The organism is Streptacidiphilus fuscans, from assembly GCF_015690355.1.
Taxonomy (GTDB): domain Bacteria; phylum Actinomycetota; class Actinomycetes; order Streptomycetales; family Streptomycetaceae; genus Streptacidiphilus; species Streptacidiphilus fuscans.
Map to the genome: position 1 here is coordinate 430,478 of NZ_JADPRT010000003.1, position 21,230 is coordinate 451,707.

Consider the following 21,230-nt stretch of genomic DNA (forward strand, 5'->3'; position numbering starts at 1 on the left):
TCGTCGGTCACCCGCATCATCCGGACCCGGTCGGAGGATACCCACCCGGGGTGTGCTCTCGGGGGCTTTACTGCACGTACGCCTGCATCATCGCCTTGGCGATCGGGCCGCCCAGCATCATGCCGGAGATGTCGCCGCGCTGCGTGTCGCTGTTCTCGACGACGACCGCGACGGCGATCTCCTTGCCGTTCGAGCCCTTGGCCCAGGAGACGAACCAGGCGTAGGGGTTGTCCGAGTTGTTCATGCCGTGCTGGGCGGTACCGGTCTTGCCGCCGACGGTGACGCCGGGGATCTGGGCCGTGGTGCCGGTGCCGTTCTGGACCACGTTGATCATCATGTTCTGGACCTGCTGCGCCACGTCCGGCGTCGTCGCCTGGGACAGCTGCTTGGGCTGCCACTGCGAGACCACCGAGTTGTTGGCGGCGCGCTCCTCGGAGACCAGGTACGGCTGCATCAGCGAGCCGTTGTTGGCGATCGCGGCGGAGACCATGGCCATCTGCAGCGGCGTGGCGCGGGTGTCGTACTGGCCGATGGAGGACAGCGCGGTCTGCGCCTGGTTCATGTTCGAGTCGAAGTTGCTGCCGGAGACACCGACCGGGATGGTCAGGTTGGAGTTGTTGAAGCCGAACTTCTGCGCTTCCTGGAGCATCCGCGAGGGGCCGATCTCCGCGCCCAGCTTGCCGAAGACCGTGTTGCAGGACAGTGCCAGCGCCGTGTTGAGCGAGGCGTTGGTGCAGCCCGTGTCCCCGGCCTCGTTGGGCAGCGGAGTCGTGGTGCCCGGCAGCATGTACGGGTTCGGCGAGTCGGTGGACGCGTCGATGTTGGTGATCTGGCCGGTCTCCAGCGCCGCGGCGGCGGTGACCAGCTTGAAGGTCGAGCCCGGCGGGTAGGTCTGGCGCAGCGCCCGGTTCAGCATCGGCTGGTTCGGGTCGTTCTGCAGGTTCGTCCAGTTCTTGGCGAAGTCGCTGGTGACCCCGGCGATGCTGGTCGGGTCGTAGGACGGGACGCTGACCAGGCCGAGGATCGCGCCGGTGGTCGGGTCGAGGGCGACCGCGGCGCCCGTCTTGCCCTGGAGGCCGTTCCAGGCCGCCTGCTGCACCTTGGGGTCGATCGTGGTGACCACGTCGCCGCCCTGCTTCTGCTTGCCCGTCAGCATGTCCAGCGTGTTGCCGATGAAGAGGCGCGAGTCCGTCCCGGACAGGATCGGGTTCTCGACGTTCTCCAGCAGGTTGCTGCCGTACGCCTGCGAGTCGAAGCCGGTGACCGGCGCGTACATCGGGCCGTTCACGTAGGCCCGGCGGTACTTGTAGTAGTTGCCGTTGACCAGCAGGTTCTTGGTGATCGGCTGGCCGCCGACGATGATGTCGCCGCGCGGGTAGCTGTACTCCTCGATGATCGTCCGCTTGTTGTGGACGTTGGCGTTCAGCGCGCTCGCGTCCAGGCCCTGGACCCAGTTGGCCCGGATCATCAGTGCCAGCACCAGGAGCAGGCAGAACACGGAGACCCTGCGGATCGGCTTGTTCACGGTGCGCTCACTCCGGTCGTCGACAGTTACGGCACGATACAACGACGGCTAAGCGGCCTTTTCCGGTTCCGTTTGCCGACCCGGTGTGACGGGTGCCGCGTCGGGTGCCGGACGGCGGGCGACGTCGCTGACCTTCAGCAGGATCGCCACCAGCGCCCAGTTGGTGATCACGGAGGATCCGCCCTGGGCGACGAAGGGCAGCGTCATGCCGGTCAGGGGGATGGTACCGGTGACTCCTCCGGCGACGATGAAGACCTGGAGGGCGAAGGCCGCCGAGAGGCCCACGGCCAGCAGCTTGCCGAAGGGGTCGCGGGCGGCCAGGGCAGTGCGCAGCCCGCGTTCGGCGATCAGCGCGTAGAGCACCAGCACCGCCATCACCCCGGCCAGGCCGATCTCCTCGCCGATGGTGCCGAGGATGAAGTCGCTCTTGGCGGCGAAGCCGATCAGCCAGGAGTGGCCCTCCCCCAGGCCTGTGCCGATGGTGCCGCCCGCGCCCAGCGCGAACAGCGCCTGCCCGATCTGGCCGACGCCGCCTCCGCCCGTCGTCAGCAGCGGGTGCAGCCACTCCTGGATCCGGGCCTGGACGTGACCTTCGGCACGGGCCACCGCCCAGAAGCCCAGCCCGGCCATCAGCAGGCCGAACAGGATCCAGCTGGTGCGCTCGGTGGCGACGTAGAGCATCACCACGAACATGCCGAAGAAGAGCACCGAGGTGCCGAGGTCGGTCTCGAAGACCAGGATCAGCACGCTGAGCGCCCAGACCACCACGATCGGCCCGAGGTCGCGTCCGCGCGGCAGGTAGACGCCCAGCAGCCGGCGGCTGGCCAGCGCCAGGGCGTCCCGCTTGACCATCAGGAAGCCGGAGAAGAAGACCGGCAGCAGGATCTTGACGAACTCCCCCGGCTGGATCGAGAAGCTGCCGAAGTGGATCCAGATCTTCGCGCCGAAGTCGGCGGCCCGGGACGGGAAGAACGCCGGCAGCGCCAGCAGCACCAGCGCGGCGAAGCCGGACAGGTAGGTGTAGCGCTGCAGCATCCGATGGTCCTTCAGCAGCCCTATCACCGCGATGAACAGCGCGATGCCGAGCCCGGACCAGAGCAGCTGGAGCTGCGCGGCCGGGAAGTTGGGATGCAGCTGCACGGACTTGTCGAGCCGCCAGATGAAGACCAGGCCGAGGCCGTTGAGCAGCGCCGCCAGCGGCAGCAGCAGCGGGTCGGCGTGCGGGGCGAAGCGCCGCACCGAGAGGTGCGCCAGCAGCACGAAGAAACCGAGGCCCAGCGTGTAGCCGAGCATGCCGGCGGGGAGCCGGCCGTCCATGGCGATCCCGGTCTCCGCGTAGGCGAGGACCGGGACGAGCACGGCGAAGGCGAGCAGGGAGAGCTCGGTGTTGCGACGGTCAGGCGCCCCTTGCGGGGCGAACGTGGCGGTCCAGCTCCCCGTGCCGCTCACCGTCAGGGCCTCCCGGGAGCGTTCCGGGTCGGCCTGACCGGGCGGCGCCCGCCCGGGAGGCTCAGATCGGCGAGCGGCCTCAGGAGGTCACGCACTGCTGCGCCAGGGTCTGGTCGGCCGTGCTCAGCGTCGGCGAGGGGCTCGGCGACGGGCTGGTGCTGGGCGAGGAGCTCGGACGCGGCGTCGCCTTGGACGTGGCGTCCGGCTTCACGGTCGACTTCGGCGTCGGCTTGGGGGTGGGCGAGGTGACCGGGGTGGACTTCTGCTGGGCCACGATCTGGCAGACCTGCGCCTGGTGGGCCAGCTGGTTCACCCGGTCCTGGGCGTCGCTCAGGCTGCTCGCGGAGATGGAGTCCTTGAGGTTGGTCTGCTCGTACGGCGGCAGGTACTTGAGCGCCACCTGCGGCTGGTCGGCGTAGACCGAGGACAGCTTGAGCCCGGCCAGGTTCTGCGAGACGCCCTTGTAGATCGCCACGTGGTCGCCGTTGGCGCCGACGTAGTACTGGGTCTGCGTCCACTGGTAGCCGAAGTACGCGCCGCCGCCCAGCAGCACCACCAGGGCGACCGCCAGCGAGGTGGGCAGCACCCAGCCGCGTCGCTTGCGCTCCTTGGCGCGACGGCGGCCGCGACGGGTGTCCGGCTCGTAGTCGTCGTCGAAGCCGCCCTCGAACTCGTCGTACTCCTGGTAGCCGCCCTCGGCGTCCCCGTCCTCGGCCGCGCCCTCGGGCTGCTCGCCCTGCTCGGGCTTGCGGCCCAGCGAGGCGGCGCGCGAGGCGGGGGTGTTGGCGACGGTGGGGTGGGCCACGGTGGGCGGGCCGTCGGCGACCGCGCCGACCACCATCGGGGCGTGGTCGAAGTGGGTCGCGGCCGGGTCCGCGTCGTCGACCTCCAGCACGTCGGCGACGACGCAGGTGATGTTGTCGGGGCCGCCGCCGCGCAGCGCGAGCTGGATCAGCTCGGCGATGGTGTCCTCGGGCGAGTAGTAGCTCCCGAGGGTCTCCTCGATCGTCTGGTGGCTGACCACGCCGGAGAGGCCGTCGGAGCAGAGCAGGTAGCGGTCGCCGGCCCGGACGTCGCGGATCGACAGGTCGGACTCGACCTCACCGGTGCCCATCAGCGCACGCATGATCAGCGAGCGCTGCGGGTGGGTGGAGGCCTCCTCCTCGGTGATCCGGCCCTCGTCGACCAGGCGCTGCACCCAGGTGTGGTCGGTGGTGATCTGCGTCAGCGAACCGTCGCGCAGCAGGTAGGCGCGGGAGTCGCCGATGTGGATCATGGCGGCGCTCTGACCGGTCCACAGCAGGGCGGTGAGCGTGGTGCCCATGCCCTCGAGGCTCGGGTCGGCCTCGACCAGGACGCGCAGGCGCTCGTTGGCGCGGTCGGCGGCGTCGCGGAGGGCCGTCATCGGGTCGGTGCCGGGGACGTCCTCGTCGAGGTCGACGATGCTGGAGAGCACCTCGGACGAGGCCACCTCGCCGGCGGCCTGGCCGCCCATGCCGTCCGCGACCGCGAGCAGGCGGGGACCGGCGTAGCCGGAGTCCTCGTTGCCCTCGCGGATCATGCCCTTGTGCGAACCGGCGGCGAATCGCAGCACGAGGCTCATGCCCTGTCCGCCCCCTTCCCTCGGTCCCCTGCGCGATGCCCCGGTGCAGCGTGCGTTGCTGCATCGTACGGCCCACCGGGCCGGGGCGGCGGAACCGGGGCGTGCCCGTTCCTCCCGGGCGGACGGGGCGTCGTCGTCGCGTCGGTCACTGCGTCGGTCACTTCCGGAGCTCGATCACGGTGCGGCCGATGCGGATGGCCGACCCGGGCTGGAGCGGCATCGGGCTGGTCAGCCGCATCTGGTCGAGGAAGGTTCCGTTGGTCGAGCCGAGGTCCTCGACGAACCAGGAACCGGTCGCCTGGTCCGGGTAGATCCGCGCGTGGCGGGAGGACGCGTAGTCGTCGTCCAGCACGATCGTGGAGTCGTGGGCCCGGCCCAGTGAGATGGTCTGGCCCTGCAGCGCGACGGTGGTGCCGGAGAGCGAGCCCTGGGTGATCACCAGGTGGGTCGGCATACCGCGGCGCTGCCGACCGCCGCTCTGCTGCTGCGCCTGCTGGCGCTGCGGCGCGGCGGGCGGCGCGGCCTGCTGGCGGGCCGTGTTCGGGTTGCCGCCGCGGCGGGCCGTGGCGGCGCGCTGTGTGACCTTGGTCCCGAACAGGTCCGAGCGGATCACCTGGACCGCGACGATGACGAACAGCCACAGGACGGCCAGGAAGCCGAGCCGCATGACCGTGAGGGTCAGCTCTGACATGTGTCCCGCGTCACCCTTCGGCTTGCCGGTAGACGATGGTGGTACTGCCCACGACGATCCGTGAGCCGTCCCGGAGCGTAGCGCGGGTGGTGTGCTGGCCGTCGACCACGATGCCGTTGGTCGAGCCGAGGTCGAGCACCATCGACGGGTTTCCGACGCGGATTTCCGCGTGCTTGCGGGAGACGCCCGGGTCGTCGACGCGGAGGTCGGCCTCGGTGCTGCGACCGAGCACCGTGACCGGGCGGTCGAGCTGGTGGCGCTGGCCGTTCATCTCCAGCCAGCGGCGCACCGCGGTGCCGGAGCCGGGCGCGCCGGGGCCGCTCATGCCGACTGTCGGCGGGTGCGCCGGCGGCGGGCCGGCGGGACTGTTGCCGAAATCACTCCGGCCGCCCGCGCCGCCGGGGCCGCCCGCACCGGGAGGACCGGCCAGCGGGTTGACGGCGGGGAAGGCGGGCGCGGTCGGCGGCAACGGCGGCTCCTCGGCGCGCTGGGGCGGCTGCGCGGGACGCTGCGGCGGCTGCCAGCTCTGGGCCTGCTGACCGCCGTAGGGCGCGGGCGGCGGCTGGCGGTAGCCCTGCTGCGCCTGGTGGCCCTGGGCGGCGGCGTCGGGGGAGGCCTCGATCCGGCTGCGCACGCGGTAGAGGCCGGTGTCCAGGTCCTCGGCGCGCTCCAGCTGGACCTTGAGCGGTCCCATGAAGGAGTACCGCTGTGCCTGGGCGTACTCGCGGACCATGCCGGCGAGCTCGCTCCCGAGCTGCCCGGAGTACGGGCTCAGACGCTCGTGGTCGTGCGGGCTCAGCTCGACGATGAAGTCGTTGGGCACGACGGTGCGGTCCCGGTTCCAGATGCTGGCGTTGTTGTCGCACTCGCGCTGCAGCGCTCCTGCGATCTCGACGGGCTGCACCTCGGACTTGAACACCTTGGCGAAGGCGCCGTTGACGAAGCCCTCGAGTCGCTGCTCGAACTTCTTCAGGGCTCCCACGGGGCACCCCCTTCCCTCGGGTGTCGTCGTCCCGCCCGCCGTGTCGCGTCACTGCGGCGGCGTGCGGGCGGCTGCTGCTTGTCTGCCTTACTGATCGTATCTACGCCCGGGACCCACGTGTGGTTCCTCGTGGGTCCTCGCTCGTCCGGCCCACAGCAGGATGCCAGTGGACTGGTACCCCTCGCCGGTAGGGGGCATCCGCGTCTCACTCGTTCGGCCGGGCCGGGTTGCGGTTCCGTGCCTGGTGGCGGGCGGGTGAAGCGAGTGTGAGCGGACCCCCTCCGACGTGCTACTGTTCTTCTCGTCGGAAGGCGACACCGCAGAAAACGCGGAGCGGAAACGACCGGGAAAAGCCGGTTTGGAAGCTCCGGGGGACTTCGGTAGAGTCGAAGACATCACCCAGATGCGCGGGTGGCGGAATAGGCAGACGCGCTGGATTCAGGTTCCAGTGCCCGAAAGGGCGTGGGGGTTCAACTCCCCCCTCGCGCACCACGAGAGTGGGCCTCGGTAGTGACGGAAGTCACTACCGAGGCCCACTTTCAGTTTTGCCGCCCGCCAGTTTTACCGCTCGTCAGTTTTACCGCCCGTGCTATTTCTCCGAGATTTCCAGCAGCTCGGCCGCGTGGTCGGGGACGTAGTGCTGCTCGTCACGCGGCGGCCGGACGTAGCCGGACGGCTTCGGGCGGTCGGGGAACGCGATGGTGCGCGCCGGCTGCTCGGTATAGGGGACGGCCGAGAGCAGGTGGGCGATCATGTTCAGCCGCGCCCGCTTCTTGTCCTCGCTCTCGACCACGTGCCAGCGGGCCTCCGGGATGTCGGTGTGGACGAACATCTCGTCCTTGGCCCGGGAGTAGTCCTCCCAGCGGGTGATCGACTCCAGGTCCATCGGGGAGAGCTTCCAGCGCCGCATCGGGTCGTCCCTCCGCGCCCGGAACCGGCGTTCCTGCTCGCGGTCGCTGACGGAGAACCAGTACTTGAGCAGGATGATCCCGTCCTCGACCAGCATCCGCTCGAAGATCGGGCACTGGTGCAGGAACCGGTGGTACTCGTCCTGGGTGCAGAAGCCCATGACCCGCTCGACCCCGGCGCGGTTGTACCAGCTGCGGTCGAAGAGGACGATCTGGCCCGCTGCGGGCAGGTGCTCGACGTAGCGCTGGAAGTACCACTGGCCGCGCTCGCGCTCGGTCGGCGCGGGCAGGGCGACGATCCGGGCGATGCGCGGGTTGAGGTACTGGGTGACGCGCTTGATCGCGCCGCCCTTGCCCGCGGCGTCGCGGCCCTCGAAGATGACGACTACTCGGGCGCCGGCGACCCTGACCCACTCCTGGAGCGTCACCAGCTCGGCCTGGAGGCGGAACAGCTCGTTCTCGTACACCTTCTTGGGCAGCTTGACGCTGTCGTCGGGACGCTTCCCGGTCTTGCCCTTCTTCGTCATCGGACCACGATAGGGCGCGGAGATCGTTTCGGCGCGGTGAGCGCGGTGAGCGCGGTGGGTCAGCGCTCGGCGTTGTAGCGCTCCAGCAGCACCGCGAAGTGCTCGACGTCCTCGTCGGACCAGTCGGCGAGGCGGCCGAGGAAGGCCTGGCGGCGCTGTTCGGCGGCGGCGCGCAGCAGTTCCGCGCCGTGGTCGGAGGGGCGGATGATCTGGCCGCGCTGGTCCTCGGGGTCGGGGCTGCGCTCGACCAGGCCGAGCTTCTCCAGGGTGGCGATCTGGCGGCTCACCGTGGACTTGTCCAGCAGGAAGTGCGTGGCCAGGTCCGTGCCACGGCAGCCGCCGCACTCGCGCAGGTGGTCCAGGATGGCGTAGCTGACCAGGGTCAGCCCGGGGTGGATCTGCGAGGCCATGGCCCGGGCGCGGCGGGAGAAGGCCGTCAGTTCGCGCTGGATGCTGTCGATGCCCTCGGTACGGGAGCGCGACTGCTGCGACTGCAGGGGAGTAGCGGAGCTCATGGTTGCACTATACAACCAAGGCTCGCGCTGCGCACCTCGGGGTTCAGGGCCGCACCGGCAGCGGCAATTCGAACCAGACCACCTTGCCGACCGCCTTGCGGCTGGTCCCCCAGCGCGCCGACATCTGGCTGACCAGGCCCAGCCCGCGCCCCTCCTCGTCCAGCAGCTCGGAGGGCTCCAGCGACGGCAGGTTGTGGTCGTCGTCGCTGACCTCCACCAACAGTTTGCCCACCCGCATCAGTTGGAGCTCCACGCTGCCCTTGGCTACCCGCAGGGCGTTCGTCACCAGCTCGCTGACCAGCAGCTGGGTGACCTCCGACAGCTCCGTGAGCCCCCAGCGGGCCAGCTGGTCCTGGACCAGGCTGCGCGAGCGGCGCACCTCGCTGGTGTCCAGCCGCAGCGACCAGGAGATCACGTCCTGCGGCGGGATGCCGTCGAACCGGGCGATCAGCAGGGCCAGGTCGTCGCTGCGGTCCTCCGTGTGCAGCCGCTCCAACACGGTGTCGCAGACCTCGTCCGGGCTGCGGCGCGGGTCGACGATGTCGCCGCAGAGGGCGGCCAGGCCGTCCCCTATGTCGCCGCCGCGCATCTCCACCAGGCCGTCCGTGCAGAGCACCAGCATCGAGCCGTCGGTGACCTTGACCTCGCGCGAGGCGAACGGCACCCCGCCGACACCGATCGGCGCGCCGGACGGGATCTCCAGCAGCTCGCCGCGGCCGTCGGGATGGACCAGCACCGGCGGCACGTGGCCCGCGCTGGCCAGCGTGCAGGTGCGGGCGATCGGGTCGTAGACCGCGTAGAGGCAGGTGGCCAGATGGTCGTCGCCCAGACGCTGCGACAGGTTGTCGAGGTGGCGCAGGATCTGACCCGGCGGCAGGTCGAGCGCGGCCAGCGTCTGCAGCGCGGTGCGGAACCGGCCCATCGCGACGGCGGAGTGGAGACCGTGACCCATCACGTCGCCGACCACCAACGCGACCCGGCTGCCGGGCAGTTGCACCGCGTCGAACCAGTCGCCGCCGACCTCCGCGCGGCGGTCGCCGGGCAAGTAGCGGTGCGCCACCTGGACGCCGGGGATACGGGGCGGGCGGGTCGGCAGCATGCTGCGCTGGAGGGTGAGCGCGGTGCGCGCCTCCATCCGGTGCAGCCGCGCGTTGTCGATCGAGAGCGCGGCCCGGACGGCCAGTTCGCGCAGGTAGGAGGCGTCCGCCTCGTCGAAGGCGGGACGGGAGGCGTCCCGCAGCAGCACCAGCACGCCGAGCACCGTGCCGCGCGCGGCCAGCGGCAGCGTCAGCATGGACCGGCCCTCGAAGAGCGCGTCCAGCGCCGGCCCGCCCCGACCCGCCGCGCAGGACCGGGCGGTGGCCGGGTCGACCCGGGGCACCAGCACCGGCTGGCCGTGCTCCAGCGCGTAGCCGGACGGGGTGTCGTCGGCCAGGCTGACCAGGCTCCCCTCGACGACCAGGTGCTTCCACGGCAGCGTGGTGGGCCCGAACGCGCAGGCCACCCGGCGCAACGGGGCGTCGTCGTCCGCCCGGTCGCGCGGGGACTCGCTGTCGCTGATCAGCCGGTCGCTCAGCTCCACCGACGCGAAGTCGGCGATGCCGGGGACCACGACGTCGCAGAGCTCGTGGACCGTCCGGTCCAGGTCGAGGGTGGTGCCGATGCGGGAGCCGACGTCGGTGAGCAGGCGCAGTTGCGGGTTGACGGGCTGTTCGCGGCTGCCGCCGCCGCTGCCGTCGCCGTCGTCCGGACGGTTCGTGCCGGGGGCTTCACCGCCGGTCAGGCTGACGCTGGGTCGGGAGGGCGGCCCGGTGAACGGGCCCTCGTCCCCGGCGTATTGGGTGAGATCGGCGCGTTCTGCGAGCTCAGCGGATTCCGCGCGGGGGCGTGCCTGGGCGGGGACGGGCACGTGGTTGCGCAGCTCGCCGGCGTGCTCGGTCTGCTCGGTGAGGGCGTCCGCGAGCAGGCCGTCGTCCTCGACCAGGTCCGTCCGGTCGGTGAGGTCCGTCAGGTCGGTCAGCTCCGCAAGGTCCGCACGCTCGGGGCGACGCAGGGAGGGCACCGTCTTCTTCGCGCCCTTGGGCGTGGCTTCCTTGGCCTTCGTCCTCGCCGCGCCGCGCGCCTTCGGCGGGGCCGGCGGCTCCTGGTCGGGCACGGGGCTGAGCGGCAGCGTCAGACCGTCCAGGCGCAGCGCCGGGGCGCCCGCCTCGACCAGCTGTGCCAGCAGCGCCCGGCGGCGTTCATCCGCGGCGCGGGGCAGCAGCGGCAGCAGGCGCCGGACCGTGGCCTCGCACGCGGCGCGGCTCCCGCACGGCATATGAACCGGTTCGGCACGCAGCGTGCCGCCGCCCGGACCGCCGGGCATCGCCGCGGCGAACGGGAGCAGCTGCTCCCCGACCGCGATCCGCAGCCCAGGGCCGCGCAACTGCCGTGCGTCGGCGGCGAGGACGAGCATGCCGCGCCCGCTCGGCTCGACCGTGCGCCAGGCCCAGCAGTGGATCTCCACCAGCCGTCCGTCACGGTCCGTCACCGCCAACTCGCCCGCCCAGGGCGTGGCCACGCTGACCAGGTCGTCGAGACGGTCGAGCGCGTCGCCCGCGGACGTGCCCGACAAGGGGAGAAGACCGGTCGTGGTGCGGTCCAGCACGTCGTTGCGGCGGTGCCCGAAGAGCTCCTCCGCACCGAGGTTCCAGTGGGTGAGCCGACCGTCGGAGTCGACTGTCAGTGCGGCCAGCCGGGCCAGCACGACCACCCCGGGCACGCCCTCCTCGGCGCCTGTCGCCTGCTGCGACGCCGCTGCGAAGGTCTCCTCCGTCATCTCACCCTCTCTCCGAGGCTCGTCCGCGGCTCCGATGGCTCCATAGGTTCGAGTACCCCAGGCAAGCACGATTCCTGCGGGGCTAACCCGATATTGGAGAACATTTGCCGTGTCCCGTTGTGTGCGCGGGCGCGCACGCCCTAGTGTGCGCCCTTCGTGCCGGAGACGGGGACAGTAGGGTGACGCGACGGATGCCCGCGTCAAAGAACGACCAGTGAGGTTCCTGATGACTACCGACCGTGTCGGCCAGCCGACCTCCCAGGCCCCCGTGCCGTGGACCGACCCGGAGGAGGCCGAACTGGAGGCGCGCGTCGCGCACGCCGAGGCCGAGTGGGTCGACGCGGAGGTCGCCGTCGAGACCCTCCGGATCGAGCTCGACAACTTCGCCCTGGTGCACCACCAGCGGCTCGGCCCGATGTACGTCCGCCTCGACGAGCTGGACGCGCTGATCGCCGAGGCGCGGGCCGCTCGCAGCGGCGACGCGGACGACCTGCGCCGCGCGTACGAGGCGCGCAGCGTGCTGGACCCGATGCCGGATCTGGAGTCCTTCTTCAACGGCTCGGCGTCCGAGGGCGCGGAGGGCGAGGAGCAGCCGGGGGTGGCCATGCCGCAGGCCCCGGAACGCATCCGCCCGGACCGCGAGGCCCAGCGCCTCTTCCGTGATCTGGCGCGCCGCGCGCACCCTGACCTGGCCCAGGACCCGGACGAGGTCACCCGCCGCGGCGAGTTCATCGCCCGCGTCAACGAGGCCTACGCGGCCGGCGATGTCCTCACCCTCGAAGCGCTGGCCCGCGAGTGGGCCGAGGGCGACCCGTCCGGCGTCCCGGCCTCCGGAACGCCGGAGCGTGCGGCGTGGCTGCGCCAGCGGCTGGACTGGCTGGAGAGCCGGCTCCGTCGGCTCGAACAGATGCGGGCGGAACTGGCGGAAGGGCCGATGGGCCAGCTGCTGATGCTGCTGCCGGACGAGCCGGACGCGCTGCTGGAAGTTCTCGCGGAGCAACTTCTTGCCTCCGTCGCGCAACGACAGGCGGAGCTTGAGGCTCTGCTCTAGCCGAGGTGGACGGCAACTCTTCGGGCGCTGGGGAGGTTGCACTATCTGGGGGCGCGGGGAACTGCGCGAGTAACCACCCGGTGCGGATGGCCCTGCGCGTTCGGTGCTCTACCTGCGTGGGATGGGGGTCCCCCCGGCCGGAGGTTGGGGGATTGTCGCGCAGTTCTCCGCGCCCCTGGGGGTGCAACTGAACCTTGCGTCACAATGAAAAGGTCCGCTGCGTATCCCTTCAGGAGTCCCCATGTTCCAGCAGTCCGTCCCCACCGTCGACATCGCATCCGTCCCGGCGGACGCCGTGCTGCTGGATGTGCGGGAGCAGGACGAGTGGGACGCGGGGCACGCGGCAAGCGCCCTGCACATCCCGATGAGCGAGTTCGTCGCGCGGATCGGCGAGCTGCCGGAGGCCGAGCCGCTTTACGTCGTGTGCCGGGTCGGCGGGCGCTCCGCGCAGGTCGTGCAGTACCTGGTCGGGCAGGGGCGCCAGGCCGTCAACGTCGACGGCGGGATGCTGGCGTGGGACGCCGCCGGGCGTGCGCTCGTCAGCGAGCAGGGTGACGCGTTCGTTCTCTAGGCCATGTGCCTACGGTGACCCGGCAGGGTCGAGCCGCGCTGCGCGCAGGCCGAGTTGGAAGCGGCTGCTGACGTCGAGGCGGCGCATCAGCTCGGTGATCAGGCGGCGTTCGGTGCGGAGCGAGACTCCGAGGCGGCGGGCCGCCGCCTCGTCGGTGAGGCCCTGCGCGAGCAGGTCGAGCAGGGCCCGCTCCTCCGGCGTGACGAGGTCGTCGTCGCGCACCGGCACGTCCGCGCCGAAGGGGAGCGCCGCGCGCCAGACGGTCTGGAACAGCTCCCGTAGGCCGGCGACCGCGCCGGGCTCGCGGACCAGGGCCGCGCCGCGGCCCGGCTCGGCCGGGTCCGCCGGGACCACGGCGATCTCGCCGTCCAGCAGTTGCAGCTGCAGCGGCAGCACGGGCGCGGTGCGTACCTGGGCGCCGAGGGAGACCAGGTGCTCGGCGTGGGCGCGCTTCGTCGGGTCGTTGACGACGCTGTCCAGGTAGACGGTGCGGACCGTCACCCCGCGCCGCAGCAGGCCGTCGACCGTCGGGCCCAGCCGGACGCGCGGTGCCAGGGTCAGCACCTCCCGTCGCGCCTGGGCGGCCAGTTGCTCGACCCGGACCCGGACGGAGTCCGCGCCGAGCACGTACTCGGCCGGTCCAGCGGGGCCGCGTTCCGTGGCGGCGGCCGAGACGTCGGCGACCAACTCCTCGATGGCGTCCCGGGCCTGGGCCAGGTCGCGCTGGTCGCGGGCCGCCTGCGCCTGCCGCTCGGCGAGCAGCGCGTGCAGGGCGGGGCCGGGGCTGACCGGGCGCAGTTCCCCGCCCGACGCGCCCGACCAGGAGAGCAGGGACAGCTCCACCAGCCGCTCGACGATCGCGTCGATCTGTGGACGGGGAAGGCCGAGGGCGGCGGGGAGCCCGTCGACCGGGGTGCCCGGCCTGGTGACCAGGAGGCGGTAGAGCCTTTCCTGCTCGGGTTCGAGACCCAGCGCGGTCAGCATGACGTCCCCCTTCGTCCGGTCGGACGGTCAGTCTGCCAACTGACGGGAATCGGAGGAACCCGTGGTCCGCAGCGTGAACAGCGGCAGCAGGCGCTGGGCCAGCGGGCCGATGGAGACCGCGTAGGCGATGGTCCCGATGCCGACCGGGCCGCCCAGCAGCCAGCCGCCGCCGAGCGCGCCGAGCTCGATCAGGGTGCGGGTGCCGCGCAGCGAGAGTCCGCGTGCGGCGAGCCCGGTCATCAGGCCGTCCCGGGGGCCCGCGCCCAGGCCCGCGCCGATGTAGCAGGCGGTGGCCACTCCGTTGAGCAGGATCGACCCGGCCAGCAGCGCCACCCGGAGCGGCAGCGCGTGCGGAGTCGGGCAGAGGGCCAGCGTCGCGTCGGTGAACGGGCCGACGAGCAGGCCGTCGAGGATCGTGCCGATGCCGGGCCGCTGGCGCAGCGGCACCCAGAGGGCGAGCACCAGAAGGCTGGTGAGTACCGCCGCCGTGCCGACGGAGAGGCCGGTTAGCTGGTGCAGGCCCTGGTGCAGGACGGTCCACGGGTCCACCCCGAACCCCGCGCGGAGCAGCAGCGCGGTGCTCGCGCCGTAGAGGACGAGGCCGACGTTGAGCTGGACCAGGGGCCGGAGCCGTCGAAGCGGCCGCGAACGCGCGGCGGACGAGGAGGTCGGGGACGGGTTCGGGGCCGGGTTCGGGGACGCGGTCGGGGCGAGGGCGGTCTGGCTCATGGTCGCCAGTCTGGTCGGCGCGGGCGGCCTCGCGGGGCCTGGGGAGCTGGCACAAACCGTCCGGGACGGAACATGCCAGCGCGGTGGCCCTCTTGTCGTGCGGCGGCAGCCGGGGTATCAACGCCTAGGCACATCAGCTGACGGAGCGTCAGATATGGATGGAGGCTGCCGGGATGAACGCACTCGTGGACGCGGTGCTGGCACAGCGCGGTGGGGAGCGGTCCGCGCTGGTCGGGGAGGGGTTCCGGCACTCGCAGGACGCCGTGCTGCGGATGGCCTGCGCCCGCGCCGCGCTGCTCGGCGAGCGGCTGGCGGGTGCGGCCTACCCGCACGTCGGGCTGCTGCTGGAGAACACGCCCGAGTACGTCTGCTGGCTGGAGGCCGCCGCGCTGGCCGGGGCGACCGTGGTCGGTATCAACCCGACCCGGCGCGGCCCTGACCTGCTGCGCGACATCCGGCACACCGACTGCGCGCTGCTGGTCACCGAACAGCGGCTGCTGCCGCTGCTGGCCGGACTGGACCTGGCCGGCCGTACCGTCCTCGTGGTCGACGGCCCGGACTTCGCCGCGACGCTGCTCCCCTACGCCGACGCCGAGCCGCCGCGCCCCCTGCCCGCGCCCGACACCCGGCTGCTGCTGACCTTCACCTCCGGCTCGACCGGCGCGCCCAAGGCGGTGATGTGCAGCCAGGGGCGGCTCGCCCGCGCGGGCGACAAGCTGCGGGCGCAGTACGGGCTCACCGACGCCGACACCGGCTACGCCTGCATGCCGCTCTTTCACGGCAACGCGCTGATGGGCTTGTGGTCGCCACTGCTGCTGGCGGGCGGCACGATCGCGCTGCGCCGCCGCTTCTCCGCCTCCCACTTCCTGGACGACGTACGGGAGTTCGGCGCCTGCTACTTCACCTACGTGGGCCGCGCGGTCTCCTACGTGCTGGCCACCGACACGCGTGCCGACGACGGGGACAACCCGCTGCGGCTGGGCTTCGGCACCGAGGCGGGCGCGGTCGACGCGCGGCGGTTCGAGCAGCGCTTCGGCTGCCGCCTGGTGGAGGGGTACGGCTCCTCCGAGGGCGGCTGCAACCTGCGGCAGGACCCGGCCGCGCCGCCCGGAGCGGTCGGCAGGACGGGCTCCGGTCCGAACGACGACCTCGCCGTCGTCGACCCCGAGACCGGCGCGGAGTGCCCGCCGTCCCGCACCGACGCGGCCGGTCGGCTGCTCAACGGCGACGAGGCGATCGGCGAGCTGGTCAACCGCAACGCCCGTGCGGGCTTCGAAGGTTACTGGCGCAACGAGGAGGCGGGCTCGGCCCGGCTGCGCAACGGCTGGTACTGGACGGGCGACCTCTTCCACCGGGACGCCGACGGCTGGTTCCACTTCGCGGGCCGCAGCGCCGACTGGCTGCGGGTCGACAGCGAGAACCTGGCCGTCGCCGACATCGAGAACATCCTGGCCCGCTGGGACCCGGCCGTCGCCGTCGCCGTCTACGCCGTGCCGGACCCGGTGGCGGGGGACCAGGTGATGGCCGCCGTCGAGCTCCGCCCGGACGTCTTCCTCGGCACGGGGCAGGAGCAGCTGGCCGCGTCGTTCGCCCGGTTCCTCGCCGCGCAGCCCGACCTCGGGACCAAGATGCCGCCGCGCTTCGTCCGCTTCGTGTCCCGGATGCCGGTGACGGCGACCCACAAGACCGCCAAGACCGGCCTGCGCGCCGAGCGTTGGGACGCGGTCGGCGCGGACCTGGTGCTGTGGCGGCCCTACGAGCGCCAAACCGCCGACGCCGCCCCGGTCTACCGCCGGTTCGAGCCCTCCGACCGGGAGAAGGTGGCCGCGCTCTTCGCCGAGCACGGCCGCGCGGACGTGATCAGGCGAGACCTCGGCGCGCGCAACGCCGTCGAGCGAAAGCAGGTGCCCGAGCAGGGCTGATCGGCAATGATGAGGCCGGACGGGTGACTCCCGCCCCGACGGCCGGATCGTTGGAAAGGCTCACATGACCGACAGCACCGCTGAGACTGAGGCCCGGCAGCTCCGCGACGACCGCGTCGAGCTGCGTCCGATCACCATCCCCGCGGCGGCGGACCTGCGGTCCGGTGGCAAGGGCGGCTTCGCCTGGGTCCACGACGGCCCGTTCGGGGGAACCCTGGACGCCTGCGGTGCGCTGCTCAAGGCGGACGCCGCGGGGGTCTACCAGCAGGCCTGGGGCGCCTGGGCGGTGATCCGCCTGGCCGACGGCCTGGCGATCGGCGGCTGCGGCTTCCACGGCGCGCCGCTCGACGGCGTGGTGGAGATCGGCTACGACCTCGCGGCCTCCGCGCGCGGCCAGGGCTTCGCCAGCGCCGCCGCCCGCCTGGTCACCGCGTACGCGCTGTCCCACGACGACGTGGATCTGGTCGTCGCCCACACCGAGCCCGCCAACACGGCCTCCCAGGCGGTGCTGACCCGGATCGGCTTCACCCGCGACGGCGCGGACGGCGACCTGTACCGCTTCGTGCATCCGCGTCGCTGACGCGACGGGACAACAGACGCGGGCGGTAGGGGTTTTGTCCCCTACCGCCCACTTCTGATCGGACGGATCAGACGAAGCGCAGCAGCCGGGCTGGGGACTCGACCGCGTCGGCGACGAAGCGGAGGAAGCCGCCCGCCGTCGCGCCGTCGCAGACCCGGTGGTCGAAGGTGAACGACAGCTGCGTCACGCTGCGCACCACCAACTGGTCGTCACCGCCCACCCACGGCTTGCGCGCGATCCGGCCCACCCCGAGCATCGCCGCCTCGGGGTGGTTGATGATCGGCGTCGAGCCGTCGACGCCGAAGACGCCGTAGTTGTTGAGGGTGAACGTCCCGCCGGTCAGTTCGGCCGGGGTGAGCGTTCCGGCGCGGGCCGACTCGGTCAGCCGCGCCATCTCCTCCGCCAGGCCCGCCGTGGTGCGCAGATGCGCGTCGCGGACGACCGGGACGACGAGGCCGCGGTCGGTCGAGGCGGCGAAGCCGAGGTGGACCGCGCCGTGCCGGCGCACGCCGGTGGGCTTGCCGTCCGGTCCCAGCTCGACGCTGGCGTTCAGCGCCGGGTACTGGGCGAGCGCGGCCACGCAGATCCGGGCGAAGAGCGGCAGCACGCCGACACCGACGGCGGCCTTGGCCTCCAGCAGCGCGGTCGCGTCCGCGTCCACCCAGCAGGTGGCGTCCGGGATCTCGCTCCGGCTGCGGGCGAAGCGCTCGGCCGCGACCCGCGTGGCCGCGCGGAAGGGAATGAACTCGTCCCCAGCGGCCGTGGGTTGGGCCGGAGCGTGGGCCGCGGTCGCAGCCTGCACAGCCTGGGCGGCCTTGTTGACGTCCTCCCGCATGATCAGCCCGTCCCGGCCCGTGCCGACGACGGTGGTCAGGTCCACCCCGCTCTCGCGGGCGAACCGGCGCACGAGCGGGGAGATGACGGCGACCGCACCGGCGGCCGTCGCAACCGGCTTGGCTGCAACCGGCGGCGCCACCACGGGTGCTGCGGCAACGACCGGCTGTGCCGGGGCGGTTGCCGCTGTCGGGTGCGCAACCCGCCTGCGGCGCGGCCCGGTCGAGTGGCTGGTGCCGTAGCCGACCAGTACGTTGCCGGACCCGGAGTCCTCCGAACCGGTGGGTGTGCCCGTAGTCGGATCGCTCACCGCGACGGTGATCAGCGCTGCGCCGACCGGGACTTCGGTGCCCTCCGGCCCGGCCAGCGTGGTCACCACGCCGCCGTACGGGCAGGGCACCTCGACGACCGCCTTGGCCGTCTCCACCTCCGCGACCGGCTGGTCGACGGCGATGACGTCGCCGACCGCGACCAGCCAGCGGACGATCTCGCCCGAGGTGAGGCCCTCGCCGAGGTCGGGCAGGGCGAATTCGCGTACCGAGGCCATGGGCGTCACTGCTCCCACTGGAGTCGGGCCACGGCGTCGAGGATGCGGTCGACGCCGGGCAGGTGGTGCCGTTCCAGCATCGGCGGCGGGAAGGGGATGTCGAAGCCCGTCACCCGCAGCACCGGCGCGGCCAGGTGGTGGAAGCAGCGCTCCATGACCCGCGCCGCGATCTCGGCGCCCATGCCGCCGAAGCCGGAGGCCTCGTGCACGACCACCGCGCGCCCGGTCGCCCGGACCGCCGCGCAGACGGTTTCGTCGTCGAAGGGGACCAGCGAGCGCAGGTCGACCACGGACAGGTCCCAGCCCTCGGCCTTGGCCGCCTCGGCGGCCTCCAGACAGACGGGCACGGAGGGGCCGTAGGTCAGCAGCGTCGCCGAGGTGCCCTGGCGGCGGACGATCGCGCGGCCGATCGGCTCGACCGGCGCGGGGGTGAACTCGTCCTTGGACCAGTAGAGCCGCTTGGGCTCCAGGAAGACGACCGGGTCGTCCGAGGCGATCGACGCCCGCAGCAGCCCGTACGCGTCGCCGACCGTCGCCGGGGTGACCACGTGCAGGCCGGGGGTGTGCGTGTAGTACGCCTCGCTGGAGTCGCTGTGGTGCTCGACGCCGCCGATGCCGCCGCCGTACGGGATGCGGATGGTGATCGGCAGGGGCATCTTCCCCGCGGTGCGGTTGCGCATCTTGGCGACGTGCGAGACGAGTTGCTCGAACGCCGGGTAGGCGAACGCGTCGAACTGCATCTCCACGACCGGCCGCAGGCCGTACATGGCCATGCCGACGGCGGTGCCGAGAATGCCGGCCTCGGCCAGCGGGGTGTCCAGGCAGCGCTGCGCGCCGAACTCGGCGGCCAGGCCGTCGGTGATTCGGAAGACCCCGCCGAGCGTGCCGACGTCCTCACCGAGGACGTGCACGTCAGGGTCCTCGCGCAGCGAGTCGCGCAGCGCGGTGTTGAGCGCCTGGGCAAGCGTTGCTGTCGTCACTTGGACTCGGCCTCCGCAGCGAGTTCCGCCGCCAACAGGGCCGCCTGTTCGCGCAGTTGGGGGGTGGGTTCGGCGTAGACGTGGGCGAAGAGCGACATCGGGTCCAGCTCCGGGTCGGCGTGGAACTGGGTGCGCATCTCGGCGGCCAGGGCCTCGGCCGCCTCGGTCGCCTCGGCGACGCCCGCGTCGTCGATCAGGCCGTGGTCGCGCAGGTGCGCCTCCAGCATCGCCAGCGGGTCGCGGGCCTGCCAGGCGGAGACCTCGTCCGGGGTGCGGTAGCGCGTCGCGTCATCGGCGTTGGTGTGCGCCTCCAGGCGGTAGGTGACCGCCTCGACCAGCACCGGGCCGCGGCCGGAGCGGGCGTGCTCGACGGCCTCGGACAGGACGGTGTGCATCGCGGCGGCGTCGTTGCCGTCGACCAGACGGCCGCTGATGCCGTAACCGACGGCCTTGTGCGCCAGCGTCGGCGCGGCGGACTGCTTGGCCAGCGGGACCGAGATCGCGTAGCCGTTGTTCTGCACCAGGAAGACCACCGGCGCGTTGAGCACACCGGCGAAGTTCAGCGCCTCGTGGAAGTCACCCTCGCTGGTGCCGCCGTCGCCGACCAGCACGGTCGCCACCACGGTGTCGTCTGTCGCGCTCCGGCTCGCCTCCGCTCCGGCCGCGTGCCCCGCCCTCGTTCCTCGGTCGGAGCCCGCACCCTGCGCTTCAGCTCGCCTGCGCCGCTCGATGTCGCCGCGCAGCCGGGCCGCGTGCGCCAGGCCGACCGCGTGCGGGGCCTGGGTGGCCAGCGGGGTGGAGAGGGGGGCGACGTTGTGCTCGTACGGGTCGTAGCCGCTGTGGGCGTTGCCGCGCAGCAGGGTCAGCGCGTCGAGCGGGCGGACGCCGCGCGAGACGACCGCGAGGGTGTCGCGGTAGCTGGGGAAGAGCCAGTCGCTGTCGCGCAGCGTGGTCGCGGCAGCGATCTGGCAGGCCTCCTGGCCGGTGGAGGCGGGGTAGACGGCGAGACGACCCTGCTTGGTCAGGGTGGTGGCCTGCTGGTTGTAGCGGCGGCCGGCGACCAGGCGGCGGTAGAGGTCCCGGAGCAGCTCCGGGTCCAGCTTGGCCGCGGCGTCCGTGCCGAGGACGCGGAACGGCTCGGGGTCGGGCAGCAGCGGCGCCGGGTCGCGGCGCGGGCCGTGGGCGTCGGGCGGCCAGACGGAGCCGATCGGCGCGCCCGAGGGTTGGTCGAGAAGGGTCATCTCGGCACCTCCAGGGGGTGGGGTTGGGGGTGACGCTGGGTTGGCCCGTGAGGGTGGGGTGGAGCGGGCAGCAGAGGTCCACTCGGGAGTGCCGAGAGGGCCGTGGAGAGGGTGTCTCTCCCTACCGATTGTTCGGTCGAGAGATCTAACTGACTACTCTTGCGCCGCAGTGATGGACAAACGGTTCCATCGGCGCTTCATTGGAATCAGGTCGTCCACCACGGGAGGGCAGGGGGCCATGACCGCTGAACAGATGGCCACGGGGGCGGAGCAGCGTCCGCTGGACCGGATCGACAAGGCGATCCTGCGCCTGTTGCAGCAGGACGGGCGTGCCTCGATCCGCTCGGTCGCGGAGCGGGTGCACGTCTCCCGGGCCAACGCGTACGCGCGGATCGCGCGGCTGATGCAGGACGGCGTGATCCGCGGCTTCACCGCCAGGGTCGACCACGAACGCGCAGGTCAGGGCGCGTCCGCGTACGTCACGCTGAAGGTGGTGCAGAACTCCTGGCGGAGCGTGCGCAGCGCGCTGCTGGAGCTGCCGGGGGTGGAGCACATCGCGCTGGTGGGCGGGGAGTTCGACGTGCTGATGCTGGTGCACACGGTCGACAACCGGGCGCTGCGCGAGCTGGTGCTCAACCGGATCCAGTCGATCCCGGGCGTGCTGGCCACCCAGACGCTGCTGGTCTTCGAGGAGACGGAACGGATACCGGTCATGCCGGAGCTGGACAAGTAGCCCGAGCGCGGCGGCGCGCCTGGACGTTCGGCCTCCGAGG

18 protein-coding genes and 1 tRNA gene are annotated in these 21,230 nt (G+C 72.2%); 6 read left to right on the forward strand and 13 right to left on the reverse strand.

Annotated features, from left to right (window positions below; translation table 11 throughout):
* Positions 1 to 67 precede the first annotated feature (67 nt).
* The 5 genes from I2501_RS09135 to I2501_RS09155 form a co-directional block, all read right to left on the reverse strand.
* Positions 68 to 1,525, reverse strand: coding sequence for a peptidoglycan D,D-transpeptidase FtsI family protein (locus I2501_RS09135; protein WP_196193353.1), 1,458 nt, complete (start codon positions 1,523 to 1,525; stop codon positions 68 to 70).
* A gap of 48 nt (positions 1,526 to 1,573) precedes the next feature.
* On the reverse strand, positions 1,574 to 2,974 hold the full coding sequence (locus I2501_RS09140) for an FtsW/RodA/SpoVE family cell cycle protein (protein ID WP_196193354.1): 1,401 nt from the start codon (positions 2,972 to 2,974) through the stop codon (positions 1,574 to 1,576).
* Positions 2,975 to 3,053: 79 nt separating this feature from the next.
* Positions 3,054 to 4,577: a PP2C family protein-serine/threonine phosphatase gene (locus tag I2501_RS09145; protein ID WP_196193355.1), complete on the reverse strand. Its 1,524-nt coding sequence runs from the start codon at positions 4,575 to 4,577 to the stop codon at positions 3,054 to 3,056.
* A 157-nt stretch (positions 4,578 to 4,734) separates the two neighbouring features.
* A complete protein-coding gene (locus I2501_RS09150; protein WP_196193356.1) occupies positions 4,735 to 5,268 on the reverse strand; it encodes an FHA domain-containing protein FhaB/FipA in 534 nt (177 codons plus the stop codon).
* 10 nt (positions 5,269 to 5,278) lie between these two features.
* Positions 5,279 to 6,250 (reverse strand): FhaA domain-containing protein, encoded by a 972-nt coding sequence (locus tag I2501_RS09155; RefSeq protein ID WP_196193357.1) that lies wholly within the window; start codon positions 6,248 to 6,250, stop codon positions 5,279 to 5,281.
* A gap of 405 nt (positions 6,251 to 6,655) precedes the next feature.
* On the opposite strand from I2501_RS09155, the gene I2501_RS09160 reads away from it, so the two are divergent.
* A tRNA-Leu gene (locus tag I2501_RS09160) sits at positions 6,656 to 6,742 on the forward strand.
* 97 nt (positions 6,743 to 6,839) lie between these two features.
* On the opposite strand, the gene ppk2 is transcribed toward I2501_RS09160, so the two are convergent.
* From ppk2 to I2501_RS09175, 3 genes are read right to left on the reverse strand one after another with little or no spacing between them, the layout of a single operon-like run.
* Positions 6,840 to 7,685 (reverse strand): polyphosphate kinase 2, encoded by an 846-nt coding sequence (ppk2, locus tag I2501_RS09165; RefSeq protein WP_196193358.1) that lies wholly within the window; start codon positions 7,683 to 7,685, stop codon positions 6,840 to 6,842.
* Positions 7,686 to 7,744: 59 nt separating this feature from the next.
* Positions 7,745 to 8,200: a MarR family winged helix-turn-helix transcriptional regulator gene (locus I2501_RS09170; protein WP_196193359.1), complete on the reverse strand. Its 456-nt coding sequence runs from the start codon at positions 8,198 to 8,200 to the stop codon at positions 7,745 to 7,747.
* 43 nt (positions 8,201 to 8,243) lie between these two features.
* Positions 8,244 to 11,018: an ATP-binding SpoIIE family protein phosphatase gene (locus I2501_RS09175; RefSeq protein WP_196193360.1), complete on the reverse strand. Its 2,775-nt coding sequence runs from the start codon at positions 11,016 to 11,018 to the stop codon at positions 8,244 to 8,246.
* 226 nt (positions 11,019 to 11,244) lie between these two features.
* Between I2501_RS09175 and I2501_RS09180 the strand changes: the two genes are divergently transcribed.
* Positions 11,245 to 12,069: a hypothetical protein gene (locus I2501_RS09180; protein WP_196193361.1), complete on the forward strand. Its 825-nt coding sequence runs from the start codon at positions 11,245 to 11,247 to the stop codon at positions 12,067 to 12,069.
* 241 nt (positions 12,070 to 12,310) lie between these two features.
* Positions 12,311 to 12,640 carry a rhodanese-like domain-containing protein gene (locus I2501_RS09185; protein WP_196193362.1) on the forward strand — a complete coding sequence of 110 codons (330 nt, stop codon included), beginning with the start codon at positions 12,311 to 12,313 and terminating at the stop codon, positions 12,638 to 12,640.
* Positions 12,641 to 12,649: 9 nt separating this feature from the next.
* Here I2501_RS09185 and I2501_RS09190 read toward each other — a convergent pair whose 3' ends face one another.
* Together I2501_RS09190 and yczE are read right to left on the reverse strand one after the other, a co-directional pair.
* Positions 12,650 to 13,624, reverse strand: coding sequence for a helix-turn-helix transcriptional regulator (locus I2501_RS09190; protein ID WP_196193363.1), 975 nt, complete (start codon positions 13,622 to 13,624; stop codon positions 12,650 to 12,652).
* 27 nt (positions 13,625 to 13,651) lie between these two features.
* Positions 13,652 to 14,353, reverse strand: a complete 702-nt coding sequence (gene yczE, locus I2501_RS09195) for a membrane protein YczE (RefSeq protein WP_215909400.1) — start codon at positions 14,351 to 14,353, stop codon at positions 13,652 to 13,654.
* Positions 14,354 to 14,526: 173 nt separating this feature from the next.
* On the opposite strand from yczE, the gene I2501_RS09200 reads away from it, so the two are divergent.
* A complete protein-coding gene (locus I2501_RS09200) occupies positions 14,527 to 16,275 on the forward strand; it encodes an AMP-binding protein (protein WP_196193364.1) in 1,749 nt (582 codons plus the stop codon).
* Positions 16,276 to 16,339: 64 nt separating this feature from the next.
* Positions 16,340 to 16,855, forward strand: a complete 516-nt coding sequence (locus I2501_RS09205) for a GNAT family N-acetyltransferase (RefSeq protein WP_196193365.1) — start codon at positions 16,340 to 16,342, stop codon at positions 16,853 to 16,855.
* A gap of 67 nt (positions 16,856 to 16,922) precedes the next feature.
* On the opposite strand, the gene I2501_RS09210 is transcribed toward I2501_RS09205, so the two are convergent.
* The 3 genes from I2501_RS09210 to I2501_RS09220 are packed head-to-tail and all read right to left on the reverse strand — an operon-like array spanning position 16,923 to position 20,457.
* Positions 16,923 to 18,236, reverse strand: a complete 1,314-nt coding sequence (locus I2501_RS09210) for a dihydrolipoamide acetyltransferase family protein (protein WP_196193366.1) — start codon at positions 18,234 to 18,236, stop codon at positions 16,923 to 16,925.
* A 5-nt stretch (positions 18,237 to 18,241) separates the two neighbouring features.
* Entirely contained in the window at positions 18,242 to 19,216 is a 975-nt protein-coding gene (locus I2501_RS09215; RefSeq protein WP_196193367.1) for an alpha-ketoacid dehydrogenase subunit beta, read from the reverse strand.
* A complete protein-coding gene (locus I2501_RS09220; protein WP_196193368.1) occupies positions 19,213 to 20,457 on the reverse strand; it encodes a thiamine pyrophosphate-dependent dehydrogenase E1 component subunit alpha in 1,245 nt (414 codons plus the stop codon). The genes I2501_RS09215 and I2501_RS09220 overlap by 4 nt, the downstream gene beginning before the upstream one ends.
* 238 nt (positions 20,458 to 20,695) lie before the next feature.
* Here I2501_RS09220 and I2501_RS09225 point away from each other — a divergent pair, with 238 nt between their 5' ends.
* Positions 20,696 to 21,190 (forward strand): Lrp/AsnC family transcriptional regulator, encoded by a 495-nt coding sequence (locus I2501_RS09225; RefSeq protein WP_196193369.1) that lies wholly within the window; start codon positions 20,696 to 20,698, stop codon positions 21,188 to 21,190.
* Positions 21,191 to 21,230 lie beyond the last annotated feature (40 nt).